Here is a 24,656-nt window from a genome sequence, read left to right as displayed (position 1 = left end):
GCAGCGTCTCCTCCTCCCGTACTTTACCAAACTATGCGGGCGGCAGCCGTTTTATGAGGAGTTATCTTCAATGCAAAAAAACCACTGCCCCTATAATCCATACAGGTGCAGTGCCTTTCATCCTACGTTGATTTTGAGAAATCCCCACTCAATGTAGTCGTGTATAGCTCTCTCATTTCGTCATCCGAGAGCGCCCTCTTGAAGATAGCCAGACCTCCCAGTTGTCCGCTAAAAAAATTTTTCATCATCCCGTTAGCGGAAACCGAAGCCACTGTGAAATCGGCTCCATCCGAATCCGCCTCGAAAAGACCTTGATCATAAGGATACGGATTGTAGGGTGGATTATAATCCAGTCTGCCATTGTAATACACCCGCGAGTATGCTCCATCATAAGTCATGGCCACCATGGTCCATTTGCCAAAGGGGACGCGTTCGGATCCGGTAGCATACGTCACGCAATACCGTTCACCTGGCGTAGGACCTCCAACAGCAGAGACATGGCCATGAATATTCCGCTCGCTTTCGTATCTGCCGGTGAGATTAAAGAACAGACAGTACTGGCGCTGCTTTCTTGTCTCGTCCCACATCCCGGCCAAGGCTTGGCATCTGCGGTCGCTATCCCACTTGACCCAGGCTACTACGGTAACTGCTGCCTGCCGCCCCTGTATATCCAGCTCCGGACAAAGATGACGCGGGATCGATAACCATTGACCTTCCTTGATGGCTGCGGAATACGGTCCGAAGACGCCGTCCTTGACTCGTTCGATCGGACCGTTTTGTTCTATTAATTCATAAGCAAAAGGTCCGTTAGCGCGTTTACTGACCGAGGGCGGCTCCTGAAAATCCCAAAAGCATAATAAATCAGTCATGGTATAAACAGTCAATATGATGTCCTCCTTCACCATCCTCACATTTATTGCACGGCTTCATGTTTATCATAGCTTGAGGCAATCATACTGTCATTAGACAACTTGAGGTCAGATTAGACTGTGGATGTACCGAGCGTCCAATAATCGCCTCCCGATTACCTCCGCGCTACGCCAAACAGGCACTGTTCCCGCATCATACGGGTACAGTGCCTGTTGTTAATACAGCCTCTAGCGGAAAGGACGCTTGGCGCGCGGCGGACCAAGGATCTCGGCCCACAGAACGGCGCTCGTCAGCTCATTGGCGCCGGGCAGCGTCTCACCAGGGCGAGCAGGGCCGGAAGCGACTGCCACGCCTGTGCGATCCCCGCTTGCATGATCTTCCTGGACCCGCTCCTCCTCCATCCGCCTGCGCTGCTCCTCGCGTGCTCTGCGCTGCTGTTCTGCACGCCGGCGCTCTTCTTTCTCTTGCTCACGCTGGCGTGCATCCTCCTCGATACGACGTGCAGTTTCCTCAGCAAGCGGTATCTCTTGCGCAACCGGAGTCTCGGAGTAAGAAGGCTGCTCCGGTTGAGGCGCTCGCTGTTCGGATTGCTGCCAGTCTGGCGTTGGTCTCTGTCCTGGCGGTACCCGCCGCTCCTCCCGGTTGCCTGAACCGAAGTCCGGCATCCGGTTGTTGCTTCCGCCTTGCTTTCTTTGATTGGATTTGCTGAACAGTGAGATCAGAAATCCGATGATGATGATGACGAAGAACAGGTTCTGCGTCAGAAACTCGATAATATTCATGCGTAACCTCCCTGAAGCAACGGCTGCGTCGCAATGCCGTCTTATTTATCTTTCTTGTCTTCAGGCGAACGGCCGATCGATCCGCGCATTTGCGTATCGGCTTCGATATTTTTCATATTCATATAATCCATGACACCGAGCTTGCCTTCGCGAAGCGCATCCGACATGGCCAGAGGCACCTGGGATTCGGACTCGACGACGCGCGCTCTCATCTCGACGACTCTGGCTTTCATCTCCTGCTCCAATGCTACCGCCATGGCGCGGCGTTCTTCCGCTTTCGCCTGGGCGATCTGCTTGTCGGCCTCAGCTTGCTCGGTCTGCAGGAAAGCGCCGATATTTTTGCCTACGCTGACATCCGCGATATCGATGGAGAGGATTTCGAATGCGGTGCCGGAGTCCAGGCCTTTGGAGAGGACCGTCCGGGAGATCAGATCCGGATTTTCCAGGACATCTTTGTGGGAAGCGGCTCCGCCATTCGTACTGACGATACCTTCGCCTACACGGGCAATAACGGTTTCTTCACCCGCACCGCCGACGAGACGGTCGATATTGGCACGTACAGTTACACGAGCCTTGACTCTAACCTCGATGCCGTCCTTCGCTACTGCAGATACAACAGGGGTTTCGATAACTTTCGGATTAACGCTCATCTGTACCGCGTTCAGGACATCACGGCCTGCCAGATCGATCGCAGCAGCACGGGCGAATTCCAGTGGAATATTGGCCCGCTGCGCGGCGATCAGCGCATTGACGACGCGGTCCACATTGCCGCCTGCCAGATAGTGACTTTCCAATTGATTAATGGTCAAGCCCAATCCCGCTTTATGCGCCTTAATCATCGGGTTGACGATTCGTCCCGGTACGACCCGCCGCAGCCGCATCGCGACCAGCGTAATGATGCCGATCCGCACGCCCGACGAAAGCGCCGCGATCCAGAGCATCACCGGGAAGAAGTTCAAAAATACGATAAGCAAGATGAAAGCGACGACCCCAACCACCAAGTACATGAGATTAAAATCTTCCATTCTGAGTATCCCCTCCAAAAAGTTGGTATGGCAACACTTGCCATCCTTCGTTGGTTCTTACACGATTTCTCTGACGATGACGCGTGTTCCTTCAACTTTAATCACTTTGATCGGCTTGTTGTTCGCAATAAACTGTCCGGATGTGACGACATCGATGCGCTCTTCACCAATCTGCACCGTCCCGGATGGACGAAGCGGTGTCAACGTGACGCCCTCCATGTCCAAGAGATCTTCTCTGGATACCGCAGGAATGTACCCCTCCTCTGTGGAGAGGGAGTCCCGGAGGATAAACTTGTTCCAGATCCCTTTCTTCTTGAAGATGACGGCAAAGATGATGACCAGCACCGTCGCTACTCCAAATGCAATCAGCAGCGAGTAAAAGGCATTCCCAGTATCGTAAGCTGCAGTAACCACCCCCGCTATTAGTGACCCGATCCCGAGAAAGCCCAGGATGCCGAAGCTCGGTATGAATAGCTCGAGGACGAGTAAGGCGATACCGACGACGAACAGCACGAAGGACTCCAGACCAGCAAAACCGGCGATATAATGGGCGAAGAAATAAAGACCGAAACTGGCGATTCCGATAATACCCGGTGCTCCGAAGCCGGGAACGATCACCTCGATCGCCACACCGGCCATGCCGACAATGAGCAGCAATGTGCGAATCAGCGGCGAAGTGAGCCAGCGGGCGAGATTCTCGGCAGTCGTCAGCTCCATCTCGACGACCATGCGCTCTTCCAGTCCCAGCCACTCCAGCGTCTCTTCCACGGAAGAGGCCAGATGCTCGGCATAGCCGACGGCCAGCGCTTCCTCGGAAGTCAGGGTCAGAATATTGCCTGGACCGACTGTAAGGTCAAGCTCTTCGATCGTCAGCGTCGCACTTGGATCAACCATTTTAACCGCGATCGCCGGATCGCGCCCGTTGGCTTCGGCGGCCGCCTTCATCTTGTTGGTCCAAAGCGACGTGATCTTCGGATTGTCCACCAGTTCGCCTGTAGCGCCGTCCACAACCGCGGCATCGCCGATCGAGCTGTTAGGCAGCATCACGATCTGGTCGGCGTTAAGGGCGATGTAGGCACCCGCCGAGATCGCGTTGCTCTCGACGAAGGCAACCGTCGGTACCGAGCTGTTCCGGATCAGATCCCCGATCTCGGCTGCGCTGTCGACACGGCCGCCGAATGTATTGATGACCAATATGATGCGCTCCGCTTCCGCCTCCTCAGCTTCCTGAAATGCCCGCTCCAGGAAGGACTGCAGCCCCGATTCGATCGTCTGTTTCACGGGGATGACATAAACGGCGGGTCCGCTTGCCGGCGGACGTTCATCAGCTGGCTCTGCCGCCTCCAGCAGCGGCAGCGCTATACCCGCCAGCAAGCCGAACATGAGTGCCAGAAGCGGCAGTCTGAGCAACCATCGCCTGAGTCCCTTTGTCACTAGATTCCCTCCTTTATGTCTGTTTCATTCAGTTGCTCCTAATACGTGCGAAAGGGATGCGCGTTTCACTTTTTCGACATGAAGACCGCGTATCCCTTTTAGGATAACAAATATATGGGGTTCTAAACCTTAAATCGCGTTACAGCGTTATCCAAATCCCGTACGACTTCATCCATCCGGGCGGCAGCTGAGGCGATCCCTTCGATCAACGCGAGTTGTTCTTCGGTCGCCGCCGCCACACTCTCCGTTCTGCCCAGATTCGTCTCAGCCGCAGTCGCCGATGCCCTTATGGAGCTGCTGACCTCCTCGGTGCTGGCCGACATCTGCTCGGTGATCGCCGAGTTCTCCTGCAGCTGGCCCGACATCTCGGCAACGGAGGCAAAGATCTCCTCGAAGTTGCCGTGAATGTCGCGCACTCTGGCTTCCCCCGCAGCCAGCTCCCGCAACGTATCCTGCATCTGCGCGACGGCAGCGGCAATCTCGCTGCTGGTGCCTGACACGAGCTGCTGGATACTGTCAGCCGATGCCAGCGACCCTTCTGCCAGCTTGCGAATCTCGGCAGCAACGACAGCAAAGCCCCGGCCCGCTTGGCCCGCTCGCGAAGCTTCGATAGCAGCATTCAGAGAAAGAATATTCGTCTGCTGGGCAAATGATGTGAGATTGTCGGCGATGCCGCCGATTTTCTCCGACCGGCCGGCCAATACTTCAATCGCGCCGGAGAGTCCTGCCATGGACGTATTAATCTTGCGCATCTGCAGCACCAGCTTCTCCAGTACTTCACGTCCTTGTCCTGCCTGCAGCGACGCCAGCGCTGAGCCTTCGGCCAGCCGCGCAGTGTTGCCGGCGATCCGCTCGATGCCGACCGCCATCTCCTCCATCGCTCTAGCCACTTCGAGCGAGGACTGCGTCTGCACCTCGGCGCTCTCGGCCACAGCCTGGATGTCCCGAGCTGTCTGCGCCGACGCTTCGGTCGATTCCCTGCTCGAAGCGCTCAGTAGCCGGGCCGACCGGCCGACCTCGCTCGCATTCGTGGAGATCCGGGTGATGAGTTCTTTTACCGAGGCTATCATCCGATCGAGCGACAATGCTGTCTCCCCCAGCTCGTCTCGCGAGTAGCGCTGCTCGGCAAGTGCTGTCAGATCGCCCTCCGCAACCCGACTGGTCTTGTACATCACCGCACGAATCGTCATCATGATGCGGCGGATCATGATGATGGCAGCAATGCTCATCAACACGACAAGGCCTGACAGTACAGCTATCATTAACCATTCTGTCAAGTTCAGACTCTTCTCGATCAGCGCCAGCTGTTCCCGTACGTGCGCGTCGATGTTCTCTTCTATCTCATCTACATTTGCCCGGCTCAGCGCAAACGAACTGTCTATCCTGTCGCTGATCATCCAACTGCCATCAGACAATTCCTGCTCCACAGCGGCAACCCAGGTATCGAAGTTGGTTACGAACAGATCCAGCAGATCTCCAAGCGGCCTGCCTGAGCTGCCATACTGGAGGCCGCGCAGTCCTTCATCTTCGATAATGGCGATCGCCTGCCCCATCCGCTCTTCCACCTGCAGCAGATTCTCTTCCAGCGCAGCCTGCTCCGATTGAAGCTGGTTGTTATTCAGCATGCCTGATTCGAGCCTCAGGTACGCCACATAAGCTTGATACAAATCGCGGTCAGCATTGAGCACCAGCGTCTGCACCTCGGTGCTGATTTTGGCGATCTGCTCTGTCATGACATGGTATAGCTGACGTTGCTGCGACAGCAGATAAGCGCTGGTGCCGATGTAGAAAAGCAGCGGCACGATGGCAAGCAGTGCCAGTTTGACCCGAATGGAACGTTTCACAGTTCATCCCTCGCTATTCTTTGGTGTAGGTTTTAAGATATGCGTGCGACGGACGGCCAGCGCTGTCACACTGATGTTATATATCGGCGGTTATGTACAAATGCATGATTATTTTTTGCGGGGAAGCAAAAACGTCTGTCGCCGCTATACTATCAAGGTCAAACGGCTTCGCCTAAAAAGTTTCGCAAAGCAAAACTAGCTTCGTAAGCACACGGCGTCGCAAATTTCATTCCGCAGAATGGTGCGACGCTGCAAGAGAAGACAATCACTTGCAGCGTCGCACCAATATAAGCTGATTATAGGTGAAACATATAAACTCTTATAATTCAAAAAACACTCCTCTTAAATGGAGGCCACTGAAAAAGTCCTTACTGAATCAAATAAGGTACTGCACCCGAAATAATTAAGGGAGCAGTACCTTTTTTGTTGTAAAATAAGGCTAACGCAAAAAGATGGTGTATCCGCCAACGAAGGCGTGGTCGCTGCGGGAAGAGGGGGCTTCCGATCGCTGTTGTCCCCAGATTTCTTGTTCATACCGCTTCAGCGGATGAAATCCGGGGACTCACACGCTTTCTGCAAGAAAGCGACTTCGTAAGCATAAGCTCCGCTTCTCCAGCCTCCCTCTTCCCTCCGCTCCTGTGCCGGTGGCTGCCCTTGCAAAAAATACATTTCTAATCGAGACCTCGAAAGGATGGAAGCCCATTGTTCCAGAACCAACCTTCGTTTTCATTCAGCCCGTACACGTCCTTGTATGACCTGATCGTTCCGAAAGACAACATGCTCCGCCAGTTGAACGAACAGGTGGATTTTTCGTTTGTGTACGAAGAGCTACGAGCGAACTACTGTCTGGACAATGGACGTCATGCCATTGACCCCGTGCGGATGTTTAAATATCTGCTCTTAAAAGCGATTTTTGACCTATCCGACGTGGACATTGTCGAGCGCTCACGCTACGACATGTCCTTTAAGTACTTCCTGCAGATGGCACCGGAGGAGCCGGTCATCGACCCGAGCTCGCTGACCAAGTTTCGCAAATTGCGGCTGAAAGATCTCAATCTGCTTGACATGCTGATCGGAAAATCGGTTGAACTTGCGATTCAAAAGGGCGTTCTGAAGAGCACGTCCATCATCGTCGATGCGACGCATACGAAGGCGCGGTACAACCACAAATCCCCGCGAGAGACCCTGCAAGATCGCTCCCGCAAATTGCGCAAAGCGATCTATGCCATCGACGAGTCACTCAAAGCAAAACTCCCAGCGAAGAATACCGTAGATACCTTGGAGGCTGAAATTGCGTACTGCCAGCAACTCATTGCAGTGACAGAGACCAAGCTGCCCATCGCTCATACGCCTAAGATTACGGAGCCTCTGAACGTGCTAAAAGAGTGCGTTGATGATGACGTAGAGCAGCTTCGTCTCTCGAGCGATCCGGATGCGCGAATCGGTCATAAGAGTGCCGACTCGTCGTTCTTTGGATTCAAAACCCATTACGCCATGAGCGAGGAACGGATCATTACCGCCGCGACCATAACGACGGGAGAGAAGAGTGATGGGAAACAACTGCAGCCACTCATTGAAAAAAGCATCGCGGCTGGTGTAACCGTAAAGACCGTGATTGGCGACACGGCGTATTCGGAGAAAGACAACCTGATCTATACCAAGAAGAATCATATGGAACTGGTCTCCCGGTTAAACCCGCAGATTACGCAAGGGGGACGCAAGAAAGAAGACGAGTTTGAGTTTAATAAAGATGCGGGCATGTATGTGTGCAAGGCAGGACACATGGCAATTCGCAAAGCGCGTCAAGGCAAGAAGGACACGGGCAAGAACCAAACCGACACCTACTACTTCGATGTAGAACAATGCAAGAGGTGTCCCTTGAAAGCGGGTTGTTACAAGGAGGGCGCCAAAAGCAAAACGTACTCCGTCACCATTAAATCCGGGGCGCACGCCGAACAAATGGCATTTCAGGAAAGTGAGGCTTTCAAAGAAAAAGCCAAAGAGCGCTACAAAATTGAAGCGAAGAACAGCGAGCTCAAGCACAGGCACGGGTATGATGTGGCCACATCCTCGGGTCTATCCGGCATGCATATGCAAGGAGCCATGGCTATATTCGTGGTGAATCTGAAACGAATCTTTACATTAGGAAGCTGAAAAGACCCCGAAAAAGGGGCACTGGACTCGCTTTTGTTGCGAGTCCAGTGCCCCTTTTTTGTTTAGTAAATTCATTTGAGACTTAAATTATGATAGTTCTTCAGTGGCCTCCTTAAATGAAAGTGCTTTTAGGCTAGTAGCAATTAAAAAGCACTCCCGCATGAGCAGGAGTGCTTTTGTAAGTAATCTATTGCAGAAATTGTTGAACCGTTTGATTTACTAGTTTACCGTCAGCGCGTCCTTTTACCTTCGGCATCAGGGCGCTCATGACTTTACCCATCTCGGCTTTGGAAGAAGCTCCGGTTTCCTGGATGGTCTGCTGTACGATCACTTTGATCTCTTCTTCAGTGAGCTGCTGGGGCAGGTAAGCACTAATAATCTCTATTTCTGCTGCGAGATTTGCAGTCAAATCCTCACGGCCGGCTTTTTGAAATTCTTGGAGGGAATCTTTACGCTGCTTGACCTCACGACTCAGAATATCAAGCACTTCTGCATCTTCTAGTGTACGCCGCTCGTCAATTTCAACATTCTTGATCGCCGAGCGAAGCATCCGGATAACAGAGAGTCTGAATTTCTCCTGACCTTTCATTGCCTGTTTCATATCGTCGCTTAATCGTTCGTTAAGGCTCATCGTGGAAGGATCCTCCTAAAACTTTCTTTTGCGCGCAGCCTCGGACTTTTTCTTACGCTTGACGCTTGGCTTTTCGTAATGTTTGCGTTTTTTGACCTCGGCCAAAACGCCGTCCTTCGCGATGGAACGCTTGAAGCGACGAAGTGCAGCATCGATAGTCTCATTTTTGCGAACTTTTGTTTCAGACACCAGTTTTCCCTCCCTCCAGAACAGACCGTCCAGAACGATAACACGGATTATCAAACTTCATTATACGGGAAAGGGAAAGGGAGTGTCAACTCGAAAACCGCCGGAATCGGCAGGAGATTACCCCGCCACCAACGGGCCGACCGGCTTGCCGCCCAGGAGATGGACATGCAGATGGTAGACCACCTGTCCGCCGTCTTTATTGACATTGTTAATCAACCGGTAGCCATTCTCGGCAATGCCCAGCTCAGCTGCAATCTGGCGCGCTGCCGCGAAGACGGCCGCGATCGTCTCGCCATCCTCCGCCGTCACGTCATTCATCGTCGGAATATGCTTCTTGGGAATGATCAGCACATGCACCGGGGCGGCTGGCTCAATATCATGAAAAGCCAGCACAAGGTCGTTCTCCAGTACTTTCCTGGAAGGGATCGTCCCTTCGATAATCTTGCAAAAGATACAATCGGACATAAGGAAGCCTCCTGCTCTGAATAGATTAATATTCGTATCCATCTACTATAACAGAAAGCCTCCTCCGCCGCACCGGTGCTACAACAGCCGTTTGCGGAGGCGTTCCAGCTCGGCATCATCCGGCTGTTTGCCGCCATAACGCACTTTGTTGTACCAACCTACCGTTTCGCCAACCAGCTCCGAATCGCTGCGTTTCACCTGACGTACCATCTCATCGCCTACTTCATCCGGCGTATGATGACGCTTGAACTCCAGCCCCTCCTTCATGGAAGAGAGCACGAGCGTCTCGTACAGGAACCGCAGCCGGGACCGGTTGTCCTTCATGTCTCCCCAGGACGGAGGCTTCTGCCGCCGGCTGGCAAAGGCTGCCCTTGCCCGGGCGCCCAGTCCTTTCAGGTCCAGCAGCTGCTCCTTCTCGTCTTCGTATCCCAGTTCGATCTCTGCCGCCGGCTCCCTCATCGCACCGCCGAACAAGCGGGACAGCAGCTGCTTCAAACCCGTCATCCGCCGCAGCAGTATATAGGCCAGAAAGCCAAGCCCCGCAATGACAACAATGGCGACGACGGTGGAAATGACGAACATATAGATGCGTTCCCAAAGCGAGGTGCCGGAGTTATCCGAAGGCGTAGGATCTCCGTCATCGCCGCCAGTGTTGCCGACATACTCATCCTCTACGGCGACATATTCGCGATCTCCGCCCGCGAACAATCCGAGCAATGCGTCGCGCAGTGTTTCCAGCAGACCTCCGATTTGGGTGGTCAAGCCAATAACCAGCACAATGCCCAGGAAGCCAGCCATGACCATACGGTTGTGCGAGAGGATGGACGAAGTCAGGTAGCCGCCCTTGCCGTCCTTGGTGCGTGCCTGGGATTGGAGAAACAACTGATTGTTGACCAGCAGTACGCTCGCCACGTTCAGGACGCCAGACGCGAAGAGCCAGCTGGTGTATGGCTGGTACTGGTCATAGATAACGAAAAACAGCGCCATGACGAAATAAAGCGGGAACGAAGCCCATAACGCTGCGATCGGCAGCACGTCCCCCCAGGGACGCTGATTGAAGCGAATACCCCGGTAACACGCCGCTCCGGCGAGCAAGGCTGCGGCCACGCCGCCCGCACGAATACCGTGTAATGCCAGCATGCCGCCTGCCGACAAAGCTGTCAGCGCCAGCCATTGAACAGCCGGCGACGTGCGGTGCAGCAGCGTATTGATCAGGGAGCCAATGCCGTAGTACACCCAGATGCTCAGGAGCAGTACAGGCAGCTCACCCAATGAGAAAAGCGAGTGACAAAGGACAAGAAGCAGCGGCATGGCCAACAGCATTTCCGATAGCCCCTGGAACAACGCTTGCAGCAGTCTACGCATGCGCTTGCTTCACCTCCTCTTTGTCTTTGGCCGGGTGGAGCGGAATCAGGCTGACCGAGTTGCCGGCGCGTTCGATTTTCTTCATCTTTTCAATAATCTTCCTGCCCGTATGGACGGAGAGTATGACGTAGTCCATCGTCCGGCGCTTGCTTGCAATATCTTCCTCCAGAAAGGCGTCGAATGGTACGGTACGCTCGATGGCCAGCCGGGCCATCGCGTCATAGATGCGCTCCAGCTGCAGGTTCCCGGCCCGCGGGAGCATCCGCAGCGAACGCTTCTCCGGCTCGCCGACTGTCCGTCCGTTGCAGCCGAAGCCCACCGCCATCCCGGAGCGGGCCGCTTGACGGGCGATCGCCGCCGCATAACGGATGCCTTGCTCGATCAGCTCGCGATTGCCGATTTCCTTCCACATCGTCTCGCTGTCTTCAAAATTAAGATAGATAAGCAGCTTCTGATCGGACGTATAGTCCTGCTGTCGGACCTGAAGTCTGCCGGTACGCGCCGTTGCCTTCCAATTCACACGGTGAAACGGGTCATGCGGCTGATAATCTCTTACGCCAGCCACTATGAACGGGTCCTCGACAATCCAGCGTTTGACCGTCGTCTCCCCTTGCCAGCTGTGCGATGGCAGCGGCACCTCCTTTATCGGCAAAGGCTTCGGATGCACCAGCAGCTGTACATCCATGCGGAGCGTCTCTGATTTTTTCCACCATCCCAATAGGTCTCCGAACGTTAGAGATGCAGAATTCAGCTCATACACTCCTCGTCTCACGGGGGTCACACTATGCTTGCGCGTAATTTTCATGAATGGCATCAGGCTGAAGAGGCTATTATGATTTTGCGTCAGACTTCCCGAGTTGACACTGACATCGGTATTGCCCTTGAATTGCAGTGCCGCGTCCAGCGTCGTCTCCAGCCGGATCCATGGCATGGGCAGCGGCTTATGATTGGCAATCACCTCGACCAGCTGCACCGTTTCGCCTTCCTTGCATTTATGCACATTGAACGAACGGCTGTATTGAAGCGAGCGGGAGCCGAAACGTTTGAACACTTGGGTCTGCAAGATGACGAGCACGAAGGATATGACAACCAGCCAGAGCAGATTCATGGCTTAGCCCCCCGCCGCTTCCTGAAGTCTGGCTTCCGTCGGAACGGGGATCTCGTTCAGGATCGAGGCGATGATTCCTTCCGCTGTATTGCTGTCCCGCTCAATCTCGTCGCGCAGCACCAGACGATGCGCCAGTACATGCGGTGACAGGGCTTTGATATCATCCGGCATTACGTAATCCCGGCCTCTCAAGGCCGCCCGGATCTGTATAGTTTTGAGAAGCGCCTGTCCGCCCCGCGGACTCACGCCCATCGCCACATCGGCATGCGAGCGCGTCCGTTCCAGCACCGCCACGAGGTATTCCATGACCGGAGCTGAGACGGCTACCTTGCGGCACAGATCCTGCCCGGCCACAATATCCTCCTTGGTGGCTACCTTGGTAATCTCGTTCAGCGGCTGCCGCTCTTTGAAACGGTCGAGAATCTCGATGAACTGCTGCGTATCGGGGTAGCCCATGCGGATCTTCATAATAAACCGGTCGAGCTGCGCCTCCGGGAGCGGGAAGGTTCCCTGATTCTCGATAGGATTCTGTGTAGCGATAACGAAGAACGGGCGTTCCAGTACAAAGGTATGACCGTCGATTGAGACCTGGCGCTCCTCCATACATTCAAGCAGGCTCGATTGCGAACGGGGTGTCGCCCGGTTGATCTCATCTGCCAGCAGAACGTTGGTGAAGATCGGCCCTTCCCGGAACTCGAATTCACTCGTCTTCTGATTGAAGTAATGAATCCCGCTCAAGTCGGAAGGCATGAGATCAGGTGTGAACTGCACCCGTTTGAACTGGCAGTCCAGCGACTTGGCCATTGTCTTTGCCAGCAGCGTCTTGCCTGTGCCAGGCACGTCCTCCAGCAGGATATGACCGGATGCCGTCATCGCAATAATGAACAGCTCCACGACATCGTTTTTACCGACTATTACTTTGCCTACATTCTCTTGAAGCTGCTGAGCCATTGTACGGAATCGTTCGAGATTCATTTGGGTTCCCTCCACGTAAGTTGGATTTTTCTGATAAATCAGCTTTCTTCTCCCGCTTGTCGAACCTGTCGATTGCTGCTTCCCTGCTCCAGCAGCGCTTCGAACTCCGCTGCCGGGAGCAGCGCTCCGCCGGTCAGCCATGAGATATGGATCGCGTCCTCCCCGCACAGCTCCGGCATCCTCAGCGGCCATAGCAGCGAGGCCGCAGCAGACGGCTCGACCCGCAAATGCTCGGTGCTGTACAAGTCCGCCAGGGCAGCGAGCATCTCCTCATCCCGGACCGTATAGATGCCGGCTGCCGACACCGCAGCCACAGGGGCTGCCAGCCTGGAAGCAACGGGGACGGCCAACCCGTCCGCAACCGTCGGATGAAAAAGACCGAGCTCAGCGAGATGGAGTCCGTCGTACCTGCCGGACATCAGGGCCGCCAGCATCGACGGCGCGTGCGTCGGTTCGGCAAACCAGCATGTCGCTCGGTCCCCCAACACCTGGCGGAGACCGTAGGCGATGCCGGCCGGACTGCCGCCGACGCCGCAGGGCAAGTAGACATGGATCGCCCGCTTGCCGGCGCCCCTCTCCGCCAACTGCTCAGCCAGCTCGTACGCAGCTGCCGCGTAGCCAAGGAATAATCGCTCGGAGTGCTCGTCATCGACGAAGTAGGCGCCTGCGCGCCCTTCGCAATGCCGCCGCCCCTGCTCAACTGCCGCAGCAAAATCTCCCTCATGCTCGATGACGAGCGCTCCGCGCTTGCGCAGCAGCTGCTTTTTCCAAGCCTTTGCTTCCCTCGACATGTGAATGACCGTATGAAAACCAAGCGCTGCACTCGTCATCCCGATACTGATGCCCAGATTGCCGGTCGAACCGACAACGATCTCATGACTTCCAAACAGGGACTGTGCCTGCGGCTCCGCCAGTCGTTCCAGTGAATCCCCCGGCGCCAGAACGCCATGCTGCAAAGCCAATTCCTCCGCGTGGGCCAGCACTTCATAGATGCCGCCACGCGCCTTGATGGAACCGACGCCGGTCAGCTCGTGATCGCACTTGACCAGCCATTCCCCCGCGATGCCCGTTCCGGTGCGCTCCTGTATCAACCGGTGATAGCCGCCGATGCTCTTCAACGGAGACCGGATCCGGCCATCCGGCGAATCGGCATAGATCCGCCGAATCAAAGGAGCGAACCGCTCCCAATCGCGAACCGCCTTCTCCAGCGCAGCACGACCGGGGCCTGCATCCGGATTGCGATGCCCGTTCCGGGGCTGGCGCCAGGCGACAGGCCGGGCCTGCAGCATCTCCAACCATACCGCCCGATCTTCAGCGTACATTCGGATCGCCTGCCTTGTCGTCGATCAAGATGTCGTCCCATTCCTTGACAGGCCTCGGTTCGGTTAGCATGCTGTAGGCGTGCGGCTGCCGCACTTTGCGCAGGTATTCCCTGAAGTCCTCGAACCGGCCGGGCAGCGCAGATGTGCGCGTAATAACGGGTCGCTGTAGATCAATCTCCACAACGGCCGTCTTGCCGCGTTCAGGTATCGTAGCAACGACTTGGCCCAGCGGATCCACGATGCCGGTAAACGTGGATTTGCTGATAGAGCTGGCGGCGATAAATACAGAGTTTTCAAATGCTCTTGCCCGAATCCCCGCCTCCCAGACGGCCGGCATCGTATCGCCGAAGTACGGGTATAGAATCAGCTCCGCCCCGTTGATGGCCAGCGCGCGTACGGATTCGGGAAAATACTGGTCGAAGCAGATCTGAATGCCGACCTTGCCAATATCCAGTTCAAATACCGGAAAATCGCGGCCGGCAGCCAAGCCTTTCTGCTGTTCGCTCCAGGTAAGATGAACCTTGCGGTAGCTGCCGATCCGCTCGCCGTTCCGGCCGAACACGATACAGGCGCTGTACAGACTGCCCTTCTCGTCCTGCTCGTAATCCCAGGGCACGACATAGGCTCGCCGGCGTTTGGCCAGCTCGCTGCACATGCGCATGAACCGACCGCTGTGCCGCTGGGCCAATTGCTGCGGCGTTGCCGTTTTGCGGGCCTCCTGATATTGGAAGACCTCGGTCATGGTCACAAGATCCGCTCCATCAGCGAGCGTCTCGTCCATCCAGGCAATCAGCCGGTCCTGTCGTTCCTCTACCGAGGCGCCTACCCCCTCCGAGGTTACCTGGATCAAGCCGATCTTGGCAGACATCGTCATCCCTCCCCTTGTTGGACTACGGTCAAGTCGGCGTTATACTCCGGCTCCCTCCTGCGCATGCAGGCGGCCACCACGACCGATTGCAGCACGTCGGCAACCTCTACTCCGACCGGCTCTCCTGACGCTATGCCGTCCAGGAAGGCCGCGATCTCGCGATAGAAGCCGTTGGTCTGATACGGTTCTGCCTCTCCCGGATAGTCGGTATTGGTGAAGCGGGCACTTACTTTCTTGCTTTCAAATGCGAGCAGCTCGCCTTCCTCATCCACACTGCCCGTGAGAGGCAGACGCAAATAATAAGAAACGTTGCGGAGATGAACCGAGGCGCGTTCTATCGTCGCTCCCGCTGTTGGAAGGATCATCAACTGGGCGGTCGTGCCGTTGCGCATGACAGCCAGCATCGACACATTGACTGCATGATCGCTGTCTTCAGGCAGTTCCGTATAATGGAACTGGATACGGTCGTAATCAGCCCCCGCCAGATACCGGATCGCATCGATGCAATGAATCGCAGTCGTCGTAAAATCGTAATGCCGCCGGTAGCGCACCATCTCCATGGCAATATGGCGGACGGGATGAATGACTGACTGCTCATCCAGCATCGACTTCAGCTGCATCATCAGCGGCATATATCTCCGGTTCATGGCCACTTTCGCAACCGTGCCACTGCGGGCAGCGGCATCCATGATCGCCAGTGTATCCTCTGGATGTACACCCGGCGGCTTTTCCATCAGCAGCGGATAACCGAGCTCCAGGATAGCGATGGCAAGGCGGCTGGTCGATGGAATCGAGACATGAAGACAAACCGCATCGGGCTGCTCTTCCTGTAGCATGGTCAGATAGTTGGTGTAATGAGCACCAAAGCCGAAGGCCGTCCGAAACGATGCAGCTTTGTCTTCATCCAGATCGCAGCATGCAGCCAAAGTCACGCCATCTCGTTCGGCAGCGTACTGCACATAGGCCGGACCGTGCATGAGTACGGAAAAGGCGCCGCAGCCAATGACGGCAATCTTGAACGACATCGAAACTCCCCCTTCTATTGCTTGCGATTCTCGTCCGTATCGTCCCCGCACACTTCCCATGACAATAGATCAAGGGATCGGGCTAATCCCAGCCGGTTATGGCCCCTTTTGGCAAACGTCTCGTTCTCCGCATTGCCGGCATAGAGAATGTAGTAATAGCCCGTCTGGGCACGCCAGTCATACAGGGCGGCTGCATTGGCGAGGTGACTGGTGTTCCAGGATTGTCCCGGAATCTCCAATCTTCGACCTTTCTTCCATTTCAGCCAATCCTCGGCCTGCTCGCCTCGCCCGCTCATGCTGTAGACGAAGATTTCATGCGGGCGATAGTCAGTCGTAACAAGCAGCCAGCCTTCCGACTGTCGCAGAAAGCAGAAATTTTCATGAATCCGGCCGTTGTCCTGACCGTCCGCCATGATCAGCTCCACCTGACCGTTTTCCATCGCGGTATACGGACCTTCGAGCCGAGCTGCAGTTGCCATGCGCGTGCGGTCGCGGTCCGTCCGCTCCTTCCAGAATACGATATAGCGGCCGGCCGAATACGCCATGGCCGCATCGATGGCCCGGTTGCCGCGGGTCAGCTCCGGGGCCAGGGGCAGATAACCCTCGCTCCAGCGCCTCAAGTCCTTTGACCGTTTGCAGAACAGCTGATTGGGACGGCCCTCCAGATCTCCCCAGGAGTTGAAGGAAAGGATGAATTCACCGTCGGCCTCCATGATCTCGGGCGAACACATGCCCAGCCACCCCTCCTCCGTTCCGTCGAAGTGCAGCAGCGGTTCTGAGTACGCCGTAAAGTCTGCCGTGCATACCTGTACCACATGACTGCGAATCATGCCACGGTCGGCATAGAAGGCCGAGAAAAACAGATGATAGGTACCTTCATAATAGGCACAGGCAAAATCTTTGATCGACCAGTCCGGATAACCCAATACCGGGTTGGTCAGCTTCTCGAAGGGAATTCTCCCCCTGTCCTGGTCAGCTTGCACTCCTTACACCCCCTTTCTTGCGATGATTCAGAATCCGCCGCCCATGCCATCCGGTTCTTCACCCGTATCCAGATACATAAGCGACAAAGCCAGATACCCTACACCATCGACGGCGTCATAGCGATCTTCTCCTGGATGCCCTCGGAACATGCCATGCGCGTACAGCTTCTCGACAGCCTCGGCTGCCACGCGCTCGGCCAGTTCTCGGCAGGACGGATCCTGCAGCACATCTGCGGCCCGTACCAGGAAATGAATGGCACGGCCATAATGCTCGGCATAGGCGCCTCTGCCGCCGCGTGCCGGCAGCGTTCGTGCAATGACGCCCGCCCACCGAGAAGCGCCTTCCCGAAACAACGATTTGCCGGTTAACTGGTACAGCGTCAATGCGCTCTCGGCAAGCGGCATCGGATAATCATGGGTAGGGAATAGCGGTTCCCACGGATCCGAGTAATAGTCCGGCTGGTATCGCGTCGTCTTCTCTCCGGCTACCGGCTCTCCGGTATCAATATGCAGTCTCCCGTAGTAGAGCCCCGTCGCGCGCTCATATCCCAGACGCAGATAAGCGGCAACCACCTGTTCCGCCATCTCGGCAAAGGCCTCTTCCCCGGTCGCGGCATGAGCCCTCAGCAACGAAGCAGCCCAATGACCGGCTTCCGTCGTACTGATCACCTTGTCCCACCGCGTGTGGGTCGGATTGTTCTCGATCAGGCCGGTTGACTTGCCGCGATGGGCATAACTGAAACGAGCCACCTGAAGCGCACCCTCCAGCAGCGCCCGATCTCCAGTCTTGCCGTAGAGCCAGCACATCGTCTCCGCCAGAATGCCGCCGGACTCCAGGAAGGCACAGCCAGCCTCCCCGTCGGCGTGACGATTGAATCCGCCGGTAGCCTGATCATAGATATGACGCTCAGCCATCTGCCGGATGCACCGCTCCACCGCCTCCGGAGAGCGCTGCCAGAATAGCTCCCAGGCCGGAGGAATCGGACGCGTCTCATGAAGCTCGCCTTGCTCGGAAGCCATATCTACCGGACGCGGCTCGCCGCCGAAGCGGACGGTTTGATCAAGATAAGCGTCATAATAATAATGATTGCCCCATAGGAACAAGCCATTGCTTGCCACGCAATTCGCGAGAAAATAATCGACGTATGCATCTGCAGCCTGGGCATATGACGGGTCCCCGGTTCGTGCAGAGAGCGCGTGGGCCGCAACGGCGAGCGGCTGATCCCAGTACAGCGTACTGCCCCGAGGCGCATCGATCTTGCGGTAGACGCGCTGGCCGATCTCGGCTGGCCGTGTATCATTGAGCGGATAAGCGCCGGTCCGGACATCCAGACTGGCCATCCACATCGGCGTAGACTTCTCGCCATAGCGGTCCAGTCCGAACTCAAGCTGTTTCTTGAAATGCGAAGTGAGCAATGCTGTATGATGAGAGGCAGACTCTGCCTTAATGGTCATTGTTGCACCTCCGTAGGGTTGGATAACAAACCGCTGGCGGCGCCCTTGGCACCGCAGCGCGTCTTGAGCCGAAGCAAGCGGGGCAGTGCCACCGCTTGCTTCGCTTGGCATATGAATGGCTTGTTAGTTGCTCAGGTAAATACGCTCATAATTTTCCTTGTAAACTTGCTCATAACGCTCAAATCCAGCCGTGTTCATAGCTTGCAGATATTCTTGCCAATGCGCGTCATTGCGGATGTCCCGGTCACCCATGATGAAGTATGTGATGTAGCGGTCGCGCGTATCGGTAATCATGGTCGTGCTGTCAGCCAGATCGCGCGTATCCGACTCGGACAGCGTGACGGAAGGATTCATGCGGACTGCGACATCCGGATCGTTGTGCATGTTCTGCGTGAGCTCCTCGATCCAGCCATTGCCTGCCAGTTCGCGCGGCTGATATTCCTGCATCGTCAGGTAGCCGAAGCCGTAATGTGACAGCGGGGTTCCGCTCACGCCGGCAAAGGTATCTTCGATGCCCTCCGTCGGAATGCGGTTGCCGTCTTCATCGATCGTATAGGTTTCGCCTTCAATGCCGTAGTTGTAGAAGTCAATGCCTTCAGGCGTAAACGACCAGTTAATATGGTCAAGCAGACGCTCGCGGACTTCATCCGACGCTTTGTCCGTAATGACCGGACCGTACAGCTGTACGCCTGCGGATGTTTGAATCAGCGGTCCCATACCTGCGCCTTCGTAGGCACGGATATAGTGCGGCGCATACGTCCACTCGGCGCCTTCTTCCAGCGTATTGAATTGCTGGTACCAGTTGTTGCCGAACTGGATGTAGGCGCTGCCGCTGCCGATATCCTGGCGCCATTGCTCGTCCGTCTGGGTCAGCCATTCGCGATCGATCAGGCCCTCGGTGTAGAACGTATTGATCATCGTCAGCATTTCTCTGAACTTGTCGCCTACCGGTCCATAGTTATATGCATCGTTGTCATCGGGATCGATGAACCATTCCAGGCTCGTGCGGTATGCATTCGTCAGACCGTACGTGACGCCTGTAATATCCCAGCGTCCCGGAATCGGTACAGCGTTGGGATCATTGGCCTTGATGGTGCGGAGTGCCTCCAGCAGCTCATCCATCGTTTCCGGGAATTCCAGTCCCATCTCGTCCCATGCCGACTTCTTATAGTTCCACATCAGGGAAACCGGCAGCTGGCCATCTACCTTGCGGTCGATGCGAGGGATATAGTAAACGCCGCCGTCAGGACTTTGAATCCGCCGCAGCACCTCTTCCCACTCTTCCTCCGTCCACAGATCCACGAAATTCTGCACCTTGCTCCAGTCGGAGCTATAATCGTAGAGATACCCTTCACGCGCCCAGTTGTGGACCAGCGGCGACGATCTTGTGGCATTGACACGGAAGAAGTACTCCGGATACTCATTTGTGGCGAATAACAGGTTGCCGCGTTCCTCGAAGGCATCTGCGGCGATTTCGATCCAATCGAAGGTCAGCCCCCAGCGCTCTTCCATATACGCTTCCCAAAGACTTGGTTTTTCGACGACGCCGCGGTTCGTGTTGTAGCCCATGCTGATATGGATCGTTTCCAGCGGCTGCTCTTCACCCGTTTCATTCGTTGCGTTGTTGTTCGACGGCTGTTCGGCTGCCGGCGGTTCATTATTCCCATTATTGCTGCAAGCCGTACCCAACATAGATGTGACAAGTAACACGGTCGTCCATTGAAGCCATTTCTTTTTCATGGAGAAGTCCCCCTCATCTCAATTCGTACGGTTAATCCCACATCCGAAATGCGCTAAAGCTTCTCTCTTAGTTTACGGCAATTCGTCCGATCATCGCATCCCTCCTTTAAAGCGTATCGCTCCGTCCTGCTGACTGCTCTTCCCACTACCCTTTCAGTGAACCGACGATGATTCCTTTAACGAAGTACTTCTGCAGATACGGATAGACAATCAGCATAGGGAATATGGAAACAAACAAGGTGGAGTATTTGATGTTCTCCGCCTGCATGTAGTGGGCCGCATTGGTCAAGTCCATCTCGCCCGCTTCCGCCATCTCTCGGGCCATCAGGCCCTGGATCACGATATCCCTAAGCACGTAGGTGAGCGGAAATTTGGCCGCGTCCTTCAAATAGATTAGGGCAGGCAAGTAGGAATTCCACTGCGAGACGAGATAGAACAAGGTGATCGTGGCGATGGCGGCCATCGAGAGCGGAATGACGATCCGGAACAGAACCGTAAAATCATTGGCCCCATCTACAAAGGCGGATTCCTCGACCTCCGCAGGAATCTGCTCGAAAAACGCCCGCAGGATAATCATGTTGAACACCGAGATCGCGCCTGGAAGAATCAGCGCCCAGATCGTATCATACATCCCCAGGCCGCGTACGACGAGGAAGGTCGGGATCAGCCCGCCGCCGAAGAACATCGTCACAATGACCATCTTCATGTAGAAGCCCCGGAACACCAGTCGTTTCTTGGACAAGGCATAGGCGATCATGATCGTCAAGAGCATATTGACCAGTGTTCCGAACACCGTATAGATAATTGAGTTGACAAATGCGCGCGGCACCGTCCCCGCCGCCCAAATGATCTTGTAGGAATCCAGCGTAAAACCTTTGGGAAAAATGCTGACTTCGCCCCGGGCGGAAATGATCGGATCGCTGAGCGACACGGCCAGGATGTGAAGGATCGGATAGCCGGTCACGATGATCAGAAACACCATAAGGAGCATGTTGAAGTATTCAAATAGCCGAGAACCTAAGGAATCGTCTTTTACCATGACTCTCACCTCCTACCATAGACTGGATTCGCTGTACCTGCGCGCCAAGGCGTTGGCGATCAGGATAAGAATGAGATTAACTACGCTGTTGACCAGCCCGATAGCCGATCCATATCCGTAATCCGCCCCTAGCAGGCCGACCCGGTAGACATAGGTGCCGATGACGTCGGCAACTACATAGGTTTGCGTATTATACATGAGCAGGATCTTCTCCATACTGACGGAGATCAGATTGCCGACATTAAGCAAGAGCAGGATAATGACGGCGTGGCTAATGCCCGGCAGCGTGATATGACGGATGTTCTGCCAGCGTGAAGCCCCATCCATCGCCGAAGCTTCGTACAAGCTCGGGTTGATGCCCGCGATGGCTGCCAGATAGATGATCGTCCCCCAGCCGACATTTTGCCAGATCGACGAGCCGATATAGATCGTTCGGAACCACTCCGGCTTTATCATGAAGTAAACCGGGTCGATGCCGAACGCGCCCAGGATCATATTGATGAGCCCGGAGTTGGGCGAGAGCAGCAGGACGACGAAGCCGACAACGGCTGCCGTGGACAGAAAATGCGGAATGTAGGTCACGGTCTGGACCACCCGTTTAAAGATGACGCTCCGCAGCTCGTTCAGCAAGAGTGCAAGCGTAATGGCAGCCAGAAACTCCCAGATCAAGCTGTACACACTGAGGAGCACCGTATTTTTGATCACTACCCAGGAATATGGATTATCGAAGAACCGGATAAAGTTTGTAAATCCGATCCAATCGCTGCCCCAGAACCCCAGCCGGAGCCGGTAATCCTTGAACGCTACCAGGACGCCGTACATGGGAATGTAATGAAAAATAATATAGTACAGCACGGGCAGTACCATCAGCAGCTGGAGATACTTTTGTTTTTTCAGCCTCGTCCACACCCCTTCCTTGCGGTAAGGGACGGGGGCGGGCGAAGGGGTGGGCATGTCGTTCGCCGGTGCCGCCGAGTTGTTGGCCATAATCGTCTGCTCCTTTTCTTGAGGATCTGCATTCAGCATAATGGAAGCGCTTCATGCACGCCAGAAACAGTATTTGTGAACGTTATCATAATTCGTTATGGATGAAAAAAGGTTGATATACCGCGATTTCTTATGCATGAAGTACAAAAAAAAGCGCCTGACACCCCGTGTCAGACGCCTTGCTCGCCGATCAGCCTTTCTTGACCAGCCATTGCACGTATTGCCCGGGAGCGACCCCGACATATTTTTTGAAATTGCGGTTGAAGGATACTGCGTTATTATATCCGACCAGCTCGGCGATCTGCTTGATTTTAAACGAATCGTCCTTGAGCAGTTCTTTGGCCTTCTCTATGCGTAGCTTGGAAATGTATTCGCTGTACATGAGACCAGTGTGCTGCTTGAAGATTTTGGACAAATAATGATAGGATATCTGAAATTCGTCCGCAATCATATTCAACGACAGTTCCTTCATATACATCTCGTCAATAAAAACAAGCACATCTTCCATCAAGGACCCGCCGTCGGATGACTGACTGTCAAGATGCGTCATGAGCTGCTCCAACTGGCGGCGCAGTTCTCCTTTAACCGGTTCAAGATTGCCGTGCTTCACTGTCTTCTTGAGCAGCTGGGCGCTGGTGACGAGAGGCAAGGCAAGCTGATTGCTTGTATATAGCTTGCGCAGCAGCGTGCACAGCTTCTCCACATTTTGCTGCAGGTAGATCAGCGGTGTCTGCTCGCCTGCCCCTTGGTCAAGCATTGTCTCAAAAACTTCCAGAGCGGACTGCTTATCGCTGCCAGCTTCCATGCACAGAAGCAGTTTTTTCTCCTGCTCGATATCATACAGATATCTGTCCGCCTGTTTCATATAACGCGTCATGGCCTCATCGTCTAGAAGTTCGAAGCCATCGCGGATGCATCGATAGTCCAAACGCTGTTGGGCCGTTGCGGCGGAATCTGCGATCTCCGTCAGCTCCGAGACGACATGACCGCAGGCGGCCGCAATCGGCTGATCGGCGAATAAGCTCCCCAGCAGCTCGAGGGTCTCCAGCTTGTTCAGATTGAGCAGCAGCATGTATCGGCGCGCTCCCTCCTCCAGCAAGAAATAATGCAGGAAGGAGGACTCGAGCGCAGCATGGATATCCTCTGCCTTCAGCTCGGCTTTACATTCGAGCAAGACCACCATGCTGTATTGGTGCGGCAAGTGGACATTGTACTTGGATGCCATCTCTTTGAGCGTTTCCGGATCCAGTTGACCCCGGGCCATCTTGCGGATAAAATCGTGCTGCAGCACTTTGGCCCCGGCCAAGAGCTCCAGCTCCATGTCTTTGTTGTCTCTTAGCATCGATTGGATCTTGCCATCGAGGAACGAGAACTCGTTGTCTGGCGCATGGCGCTTCTCCTCCATCTGGAAGATACCGGTCAGCTTACGGATCGGGGAATACAAGCTCCGGCTGGAGAATACGGCCAACAGCAGCCCGATGATAACCACGGACGCCGTAATCAGCAAGCTGATGAATTGAATCGTTTGAAACTTGCCGGTAATCGCAGCATAAGGCACGTAAGCGGTATAATGCCAATTTGTAAACTTGGACACGGTTTCGACCGTAATATAGCTCTGATCCTGAAGCGTAAGACGGTTCGCCCCTTCTCTCATCGCCAATTCGGATGGTATCGGCTGGTTATGCATCAGCGGAACCGGATTTCCCTTGCCCGAGAAGATGACGTTGTCCTCTGCATCCGTGATGATCGTGAATCCCTTCGTCGCCTCATGAAGCTTGTTCAGATCGCCGACGATCTTGCGGTTATCCAGCACGATGGAGATGAACATCGAATACGAATCACTGCGAAGCGGTACGGTGCTGGAGATCGCCGTACCCCCAAAGACGTTGCGGCCCGTTTGAAAATGGTGCATGGTATTTATACTGAAAAATTGCGGCTCTGCAATCCATGGATTCATCAGCCCCAACTGCATTTCTTCCAGAAAATAGTCTGGATCATAGCTCCCTGCGGTTGTGAGCACGATATTTTTCTTCATATCGTAGAAAAAAATCTCGCCAATATAATCGTATTTGGTCTTGAACATCCGCAGGTCCATCAGCACATGATGCATCTCGGCCGGCTCCACATATCCGCGCTGCAGCAGATCGAAGGTGCGATCGCTGATCACATAGGCCATAAAATCCGTGCGGATCGACTCAATTTTCGTATCAATGACATTTTGACTGTTTTGCAGCAGTACCTCGTTGGTCAACCGTACTTCCTTTTCCATCGCATATGTCGTCATATAATAGTGGATCGCAGACAGGAAGATGACAGGAAGGATCGTCAGAAAAAGAAGAATCACGAACAACTTAAGATAGTATTTTCTTTTCACTGTTGCACCCCCCAAGACCAG

Annotated in this window: 21 protein-coding genes; 1 reads left to right on the top strand and 20 read right to left on the bottom strand. The window is 54.8% G+C overall.

The window, feature by feature from the left end; translation table 11 throughout:
* Positions 1–122: 122 nt before the first annotated feature.
* The 5 genes from ABC336_RS27420 to ABC336_RS27400 all read right to left on the bottom strand — a co-directional run bounded on the left by ABC336_RS27420 (position 123) and on the right by ABC336_RS27400 (position 5,955).
* Positions 123–884: a LamG-like jellyroll fold domain-containing protein gene (locus ABC336_RS27420; RefSeq protein ID WP_413241689.1), complete on the bottom strand. Its 762-nt coding sequence runs from the start codon at positions 882–884 to the stop codon at positions 123–125.
* Between the two features lie 213 nt (positions 885–1,097).
* Positions 1,098–1,652: a hypothetical protein gene (locus tag ABC336_RS27415; protein WP_413241688.1), complete on the bottom strand. Its 555-nt coding sequence runs from the start codon at positions 1,650–1,652 to the stop codon at positions 1,098–1,100.
* A 41-nt stretch (positions 1,653–1,693) separates the two neighbouring features.
* Positions 1,694–2,677: a flotillin-like protein FloA gene (gene floA / locus ABC336_RS27410; protein ID WP_413241687.1), complete on the bottom strand. Its 984-nt coding sequence runs from the start codon at positions 2,675–2,677 to the stop codon at positions 1,694–1,696.
* A 57-nt stretch (positions 2,678–2,734) separates the two neighbouring features.
* Complete coding sequence (locus ABC336_RS27405) at positions 2,735–4,111, bottom strand: NfeD family protein (protein WP_459564709.1); 1,377 nt, start codon at positions 4,109–4,111, stop codon at positions 2,735–2,737.
* A 122-nt stretch (positions 4,112–4,233) separates the two neighbouring features.
* The gene (locus ABC336_RS27400; RefSeq protein WP_413241686.1) at positions 4,234–5,955 is read right to left on the bottom strand and encodes a methyl-accepting chemotaxis protein; all 1,722 of its coding nucleotides are present in this window, start codon (positions 5,953–5,955) and stop codon (positions 4,234–4,236) included.
* Positions 5,956–6,657: 702 nt separating this feature from the next.
* Here ABC336_RS27400 and ABC336_RS27395 point away from each other — a divergent pair.
* Positions 6,658–8,109 carry an IS1182 family transposase gene (locus ABC336_RS27395; protein WP_413241685.1) on the top strand — a complete coding sequence of 484 codons (1,452 nt, stop codon included), beginning with the start codon at positions 6,658–6,660 and terminating at the stop codon, positions 8,107–8,109.
* A 187-nt stretch (positions 8,110–8,296) separates the two neighbouring features.
* On the opposite strand, the gene ABC336_RS27390 is transcribed toward ABC336_RS27395, so the two are convergent.
* From ABC336_RS27390 to ABC336_RS27320, 15 genes are all read right to left on the bottom strand, one after another.
* Complete coding sequence (locus tag ABC336_RS27390; RefSeq protein WP_413241684.1) at positions 8,297–8,740, bottom strand: GatB/YqeY domain-containing protein; 444 nt, start codon at positions 8,738–8,740, stop codon at positions 8,297–8,299.
* 15 nt (positions 8,741–8,755) lie between these two features.
* Complete coding sequence (rpsU, locus tag ABC336_RS27385; protein WP_005547957.1) at positions 8,756–8,929, bottom strand: 30S ribosomal protein S21; 174 nt, start codon at positions 8,927–8,929, stop codon at positions 8,756–8,758.
* Positions 8,930–9,046: 117 nt separating this feature from the next.
* Entirely contained in the window at positions 9,047–9,394 is a 348-nt protein-coding gene (locus ABC336_RS27380) for a histidine triad nucleotide-binding protein (RefSeq protein ID WP_413241683.1), read from the bottom strand.
* Positions 9,395–9,472: 78 nt separating this feature from the next.
* Positions 9,473–10,759, bottom strand: coding sequence for a DUF4129 domain-containing protein (locus ABC336_RS27375; protein WP_413241682.1), 1,287 nt, complete (start codon positions 10,757–10,759; stop codon positions 9,473–9,475).
* A complete protein-coding gene (locus ABC336_RS27370; RefSeq protein ID WP_413241681.1) occupies positions 10,752–11,867 on the bottom strand; it encodes a DUF58 domain-containing protein in 1,116 nt (371 codons plus the stop codon). Before ABC336_RS27370 ends, ABC336_RS27375 begins: the two co-directional genes overlap by 8 nt.
* Positions 11,868–11,870: 3 nt before the next feature.
* On the bottom strand, positions 11,871–12,842 hold the full coding sequence (locus ABC336_RS27365) for an AAA family ATPase (protein WP_413241680.1): 972 nt from the start codon (positions 12,840–12,842) through the stop codon (positions 11,871–11,873).
* Positions 12,843–12,880: 38 nt separating this feature from the next.
* A complete protein-coding gene (gene dsdA, locus ABC336_RS27360; protein WP_413241679.1) occupies positions 12,881–14,164 on the bottom strand; it encodes a D-serine ammonia-lyase in 1,284 nt (427 codons plus the stop codon).
* The gene (locus ABC336_RS27355) at positions 14,154–15,032 is read right to left on the bottom strand and encodes a carbon-nitrogen hydrolase family protein (RefSeq protein WP_413241678.1); all 879 of its coding nucleotides are present in this window, start codon (positions 15,030–15,032) and stop codon (positions 14,154–14,156) included. Before ABC336_RS27355 ends, dsdA begins: the two co-directional genes overlap by 11 nt.
* A 2-nt stretch (positions 15,033–15,034) precedes the next feature.
* The gene (locus ABC336_RS27350) at positions 15,035–16,057 is read right to left on the bottom strand and encodes a Gfo/Idh/MocA family protein (protein ID WP_413241677.1); all 1,023 of its coding nucleotides are present in this window, start codon (positions 16,055–16,057) and stop codon (positions 15,035–15,037) included.
* 14 nt (positions 16,058–16,071) lie between these two features.
* Positions 16,072–17,040, bottom strand: coding sequence for a glycoside hydrolase family protein (locus ABC336_RS27345; protein ID WP_413241676.1), 969 nt, complete (start codon positions 17,038–17,040; stop codon positions 16,072–16,074).
* Positions 17,041–17,067: 27 nt separating this feature from the next.
* Entirely contained in the window at positions 17,068–18,495 is a 1,428-nt protein-coding gene (locus ABC336_RS27340) for a hypothetical protein (protein WP_413241675.1), read from the bottom strand.
* A 123-nt stretch (positions 18,496–18,618) separates the two neighbouring features.
* Entirely contained in the window at positions 18,619–20,235 is a 1,617-nt protein-coding gene (locus ABC336_RS27335; RefSeq protein ID WP_413241674.1) for a type 2 periplasmic-binding domain-containing protein, read from the bottom strand.
* Between the two features lie 145 nt (positions 20,236–20,380).
* Positions 20,381–21,274, bottom strand: coding sequence for a carbohydrate ABC transporter permease (locus ABC336_RS27330; protein WP_413241673.1), 894 nt, complete (start codon positions 21,272–21,274; stop codon positions 20,381–20,383).
* 12 nt (positions 21,275–21,286) lie between these two features.
* On the bottom strand, positions 21,287–22,261 hold the full coding sequence (locus ABC336_RS27325) for an ABC transporter permease (RefSeq protein WP_413241672.1): 975 nt from the start codon (positions 22,259–22,261) through the stop codon (positions 21,287–21,289).
* A gap of 190 nt (positions 22,262–22,451) precedes the next feature.
* Positions 22,452–24,635, bottom strand: coding sequence for an AraC family transcriptional regulator (locus ABC336_RS27320; protein WP_413241671.1), 2,184 nt, complete (start codon positions 24,633–24,635; stop codon positions 22,452–22,454).
* Positions 24,636–24,656: the final 21 nt, after the last annotated feature.

Origin of the sequence: Paenibacillus jepli (assembly GCF_047238105.1) — a bacterium.
Classification (GTDB): Bacteria; Bacillota; Bacilli; order Paenibacillales; family Paenibacillaceae; genus Paenibacillus_D.
This window is presented reverse-complemented; position numbering and strand designations above follow the sequence as displayed.

Bases quoted from the DNA above. Each gene is read 5' to 3' on its own strand.
- ABC336_RS27355 (WP_413241678.1), bottom strand. From the start codon at position 15,032: ATGTCTGCCAAGATCGGCTTGATCCAGGTAACCTCGGAGGGGGTAGGC.
- ABC336_RS27350 (WP_413241677.1), bottom strand. From the start codon at position 16,057: ATGTCGTTCAAGATTGCCGTCATTGGCTGCGGCGCCTTTTCCGTACTC.
- ABC336_RS27325 (WP_413241672.1), bottom strand. From the start codon at position 22,261: ATGGCCAACAACTCGGCGGCACCGGCGAACGACATGCCCACCCCTTCG.
- ABC336_RS27340 (WP_413241675.1), bottom strand. From the start codon at position 18,495: ATGACCATTAAGGCAGAGTCTGCCTCTCATCATACAGCATTGCTCACT.
- ABC336_RS27365 (WP_413241680.1), bottom strand. From the start codon at position 12,842: ATGAATCTCGAACGATTCCGTACAATGGCTCAGCAGCTTCAAGAGAAT.
- ABC336_RS27390 (WP_413241684.1), bottom strand. From the start codon at position 8,740: ATGAGCCTTAACGAACGATTAAGCGACGATATGAAACAGGCAATGAAA.
- ABC336_RS27380 (WP_413241683.1), bottom strand. From the start codon at position 9,394: ATGTCCGATTGTATCTTTTGCAAGATTATCGAAGGGACGATCCCTTCC.
- dsdA (WP_413241679.1), bottom strand. From the start codon at position 14,164: ATGTACGCTGAAGATCGGGCGGTATGGTTGGAGATGCTGCAGGCCCGG.
- floA (WP_413241687.1), bottom strand. From the start codon at position 2,677: ATGGAAGATTTTAATCTCATGTACTTGGTGGTTGGGGTCGTCGCTTTC.
- ABC336_RS27330 (WP_413241673.1), bottom strand. From the start codon at position 21,274: ATGGTAAAAGACGATTCCTTAGGTTCTCGGCTATTTGAATACTTCAAC.
- ABC336_RS27370 (WP_413241681.1), bottom strand. From the start codon at position 11,867: ATGAATCTGCTCTGGCTGGTTGTCATATCCTTCGTGCTCGTCATCTTG.
- ABC336_RS27335 (WP_413241674.1), bottom strand. From the start codon at position 20,235: ATGAAAAAGAAATGGCTTCAATGGACGACCGTGTTACTTGTCACATCT.
- ABC336_RS27415 (WP_413241688.1), bottom strand. From the start codon at position 1,652: ATGAATATTATCGAGTTTCTGACGCAGAACCTGTTCTTCGTCATCATC.
- ABC336_RS27375 (WP_413241682.1), bottom strand. From the start codon at position 10,759: ATGCGTAGACTGCTGCAAGCGTTGTTCCAGGGGCTATCGGAAATGCTG.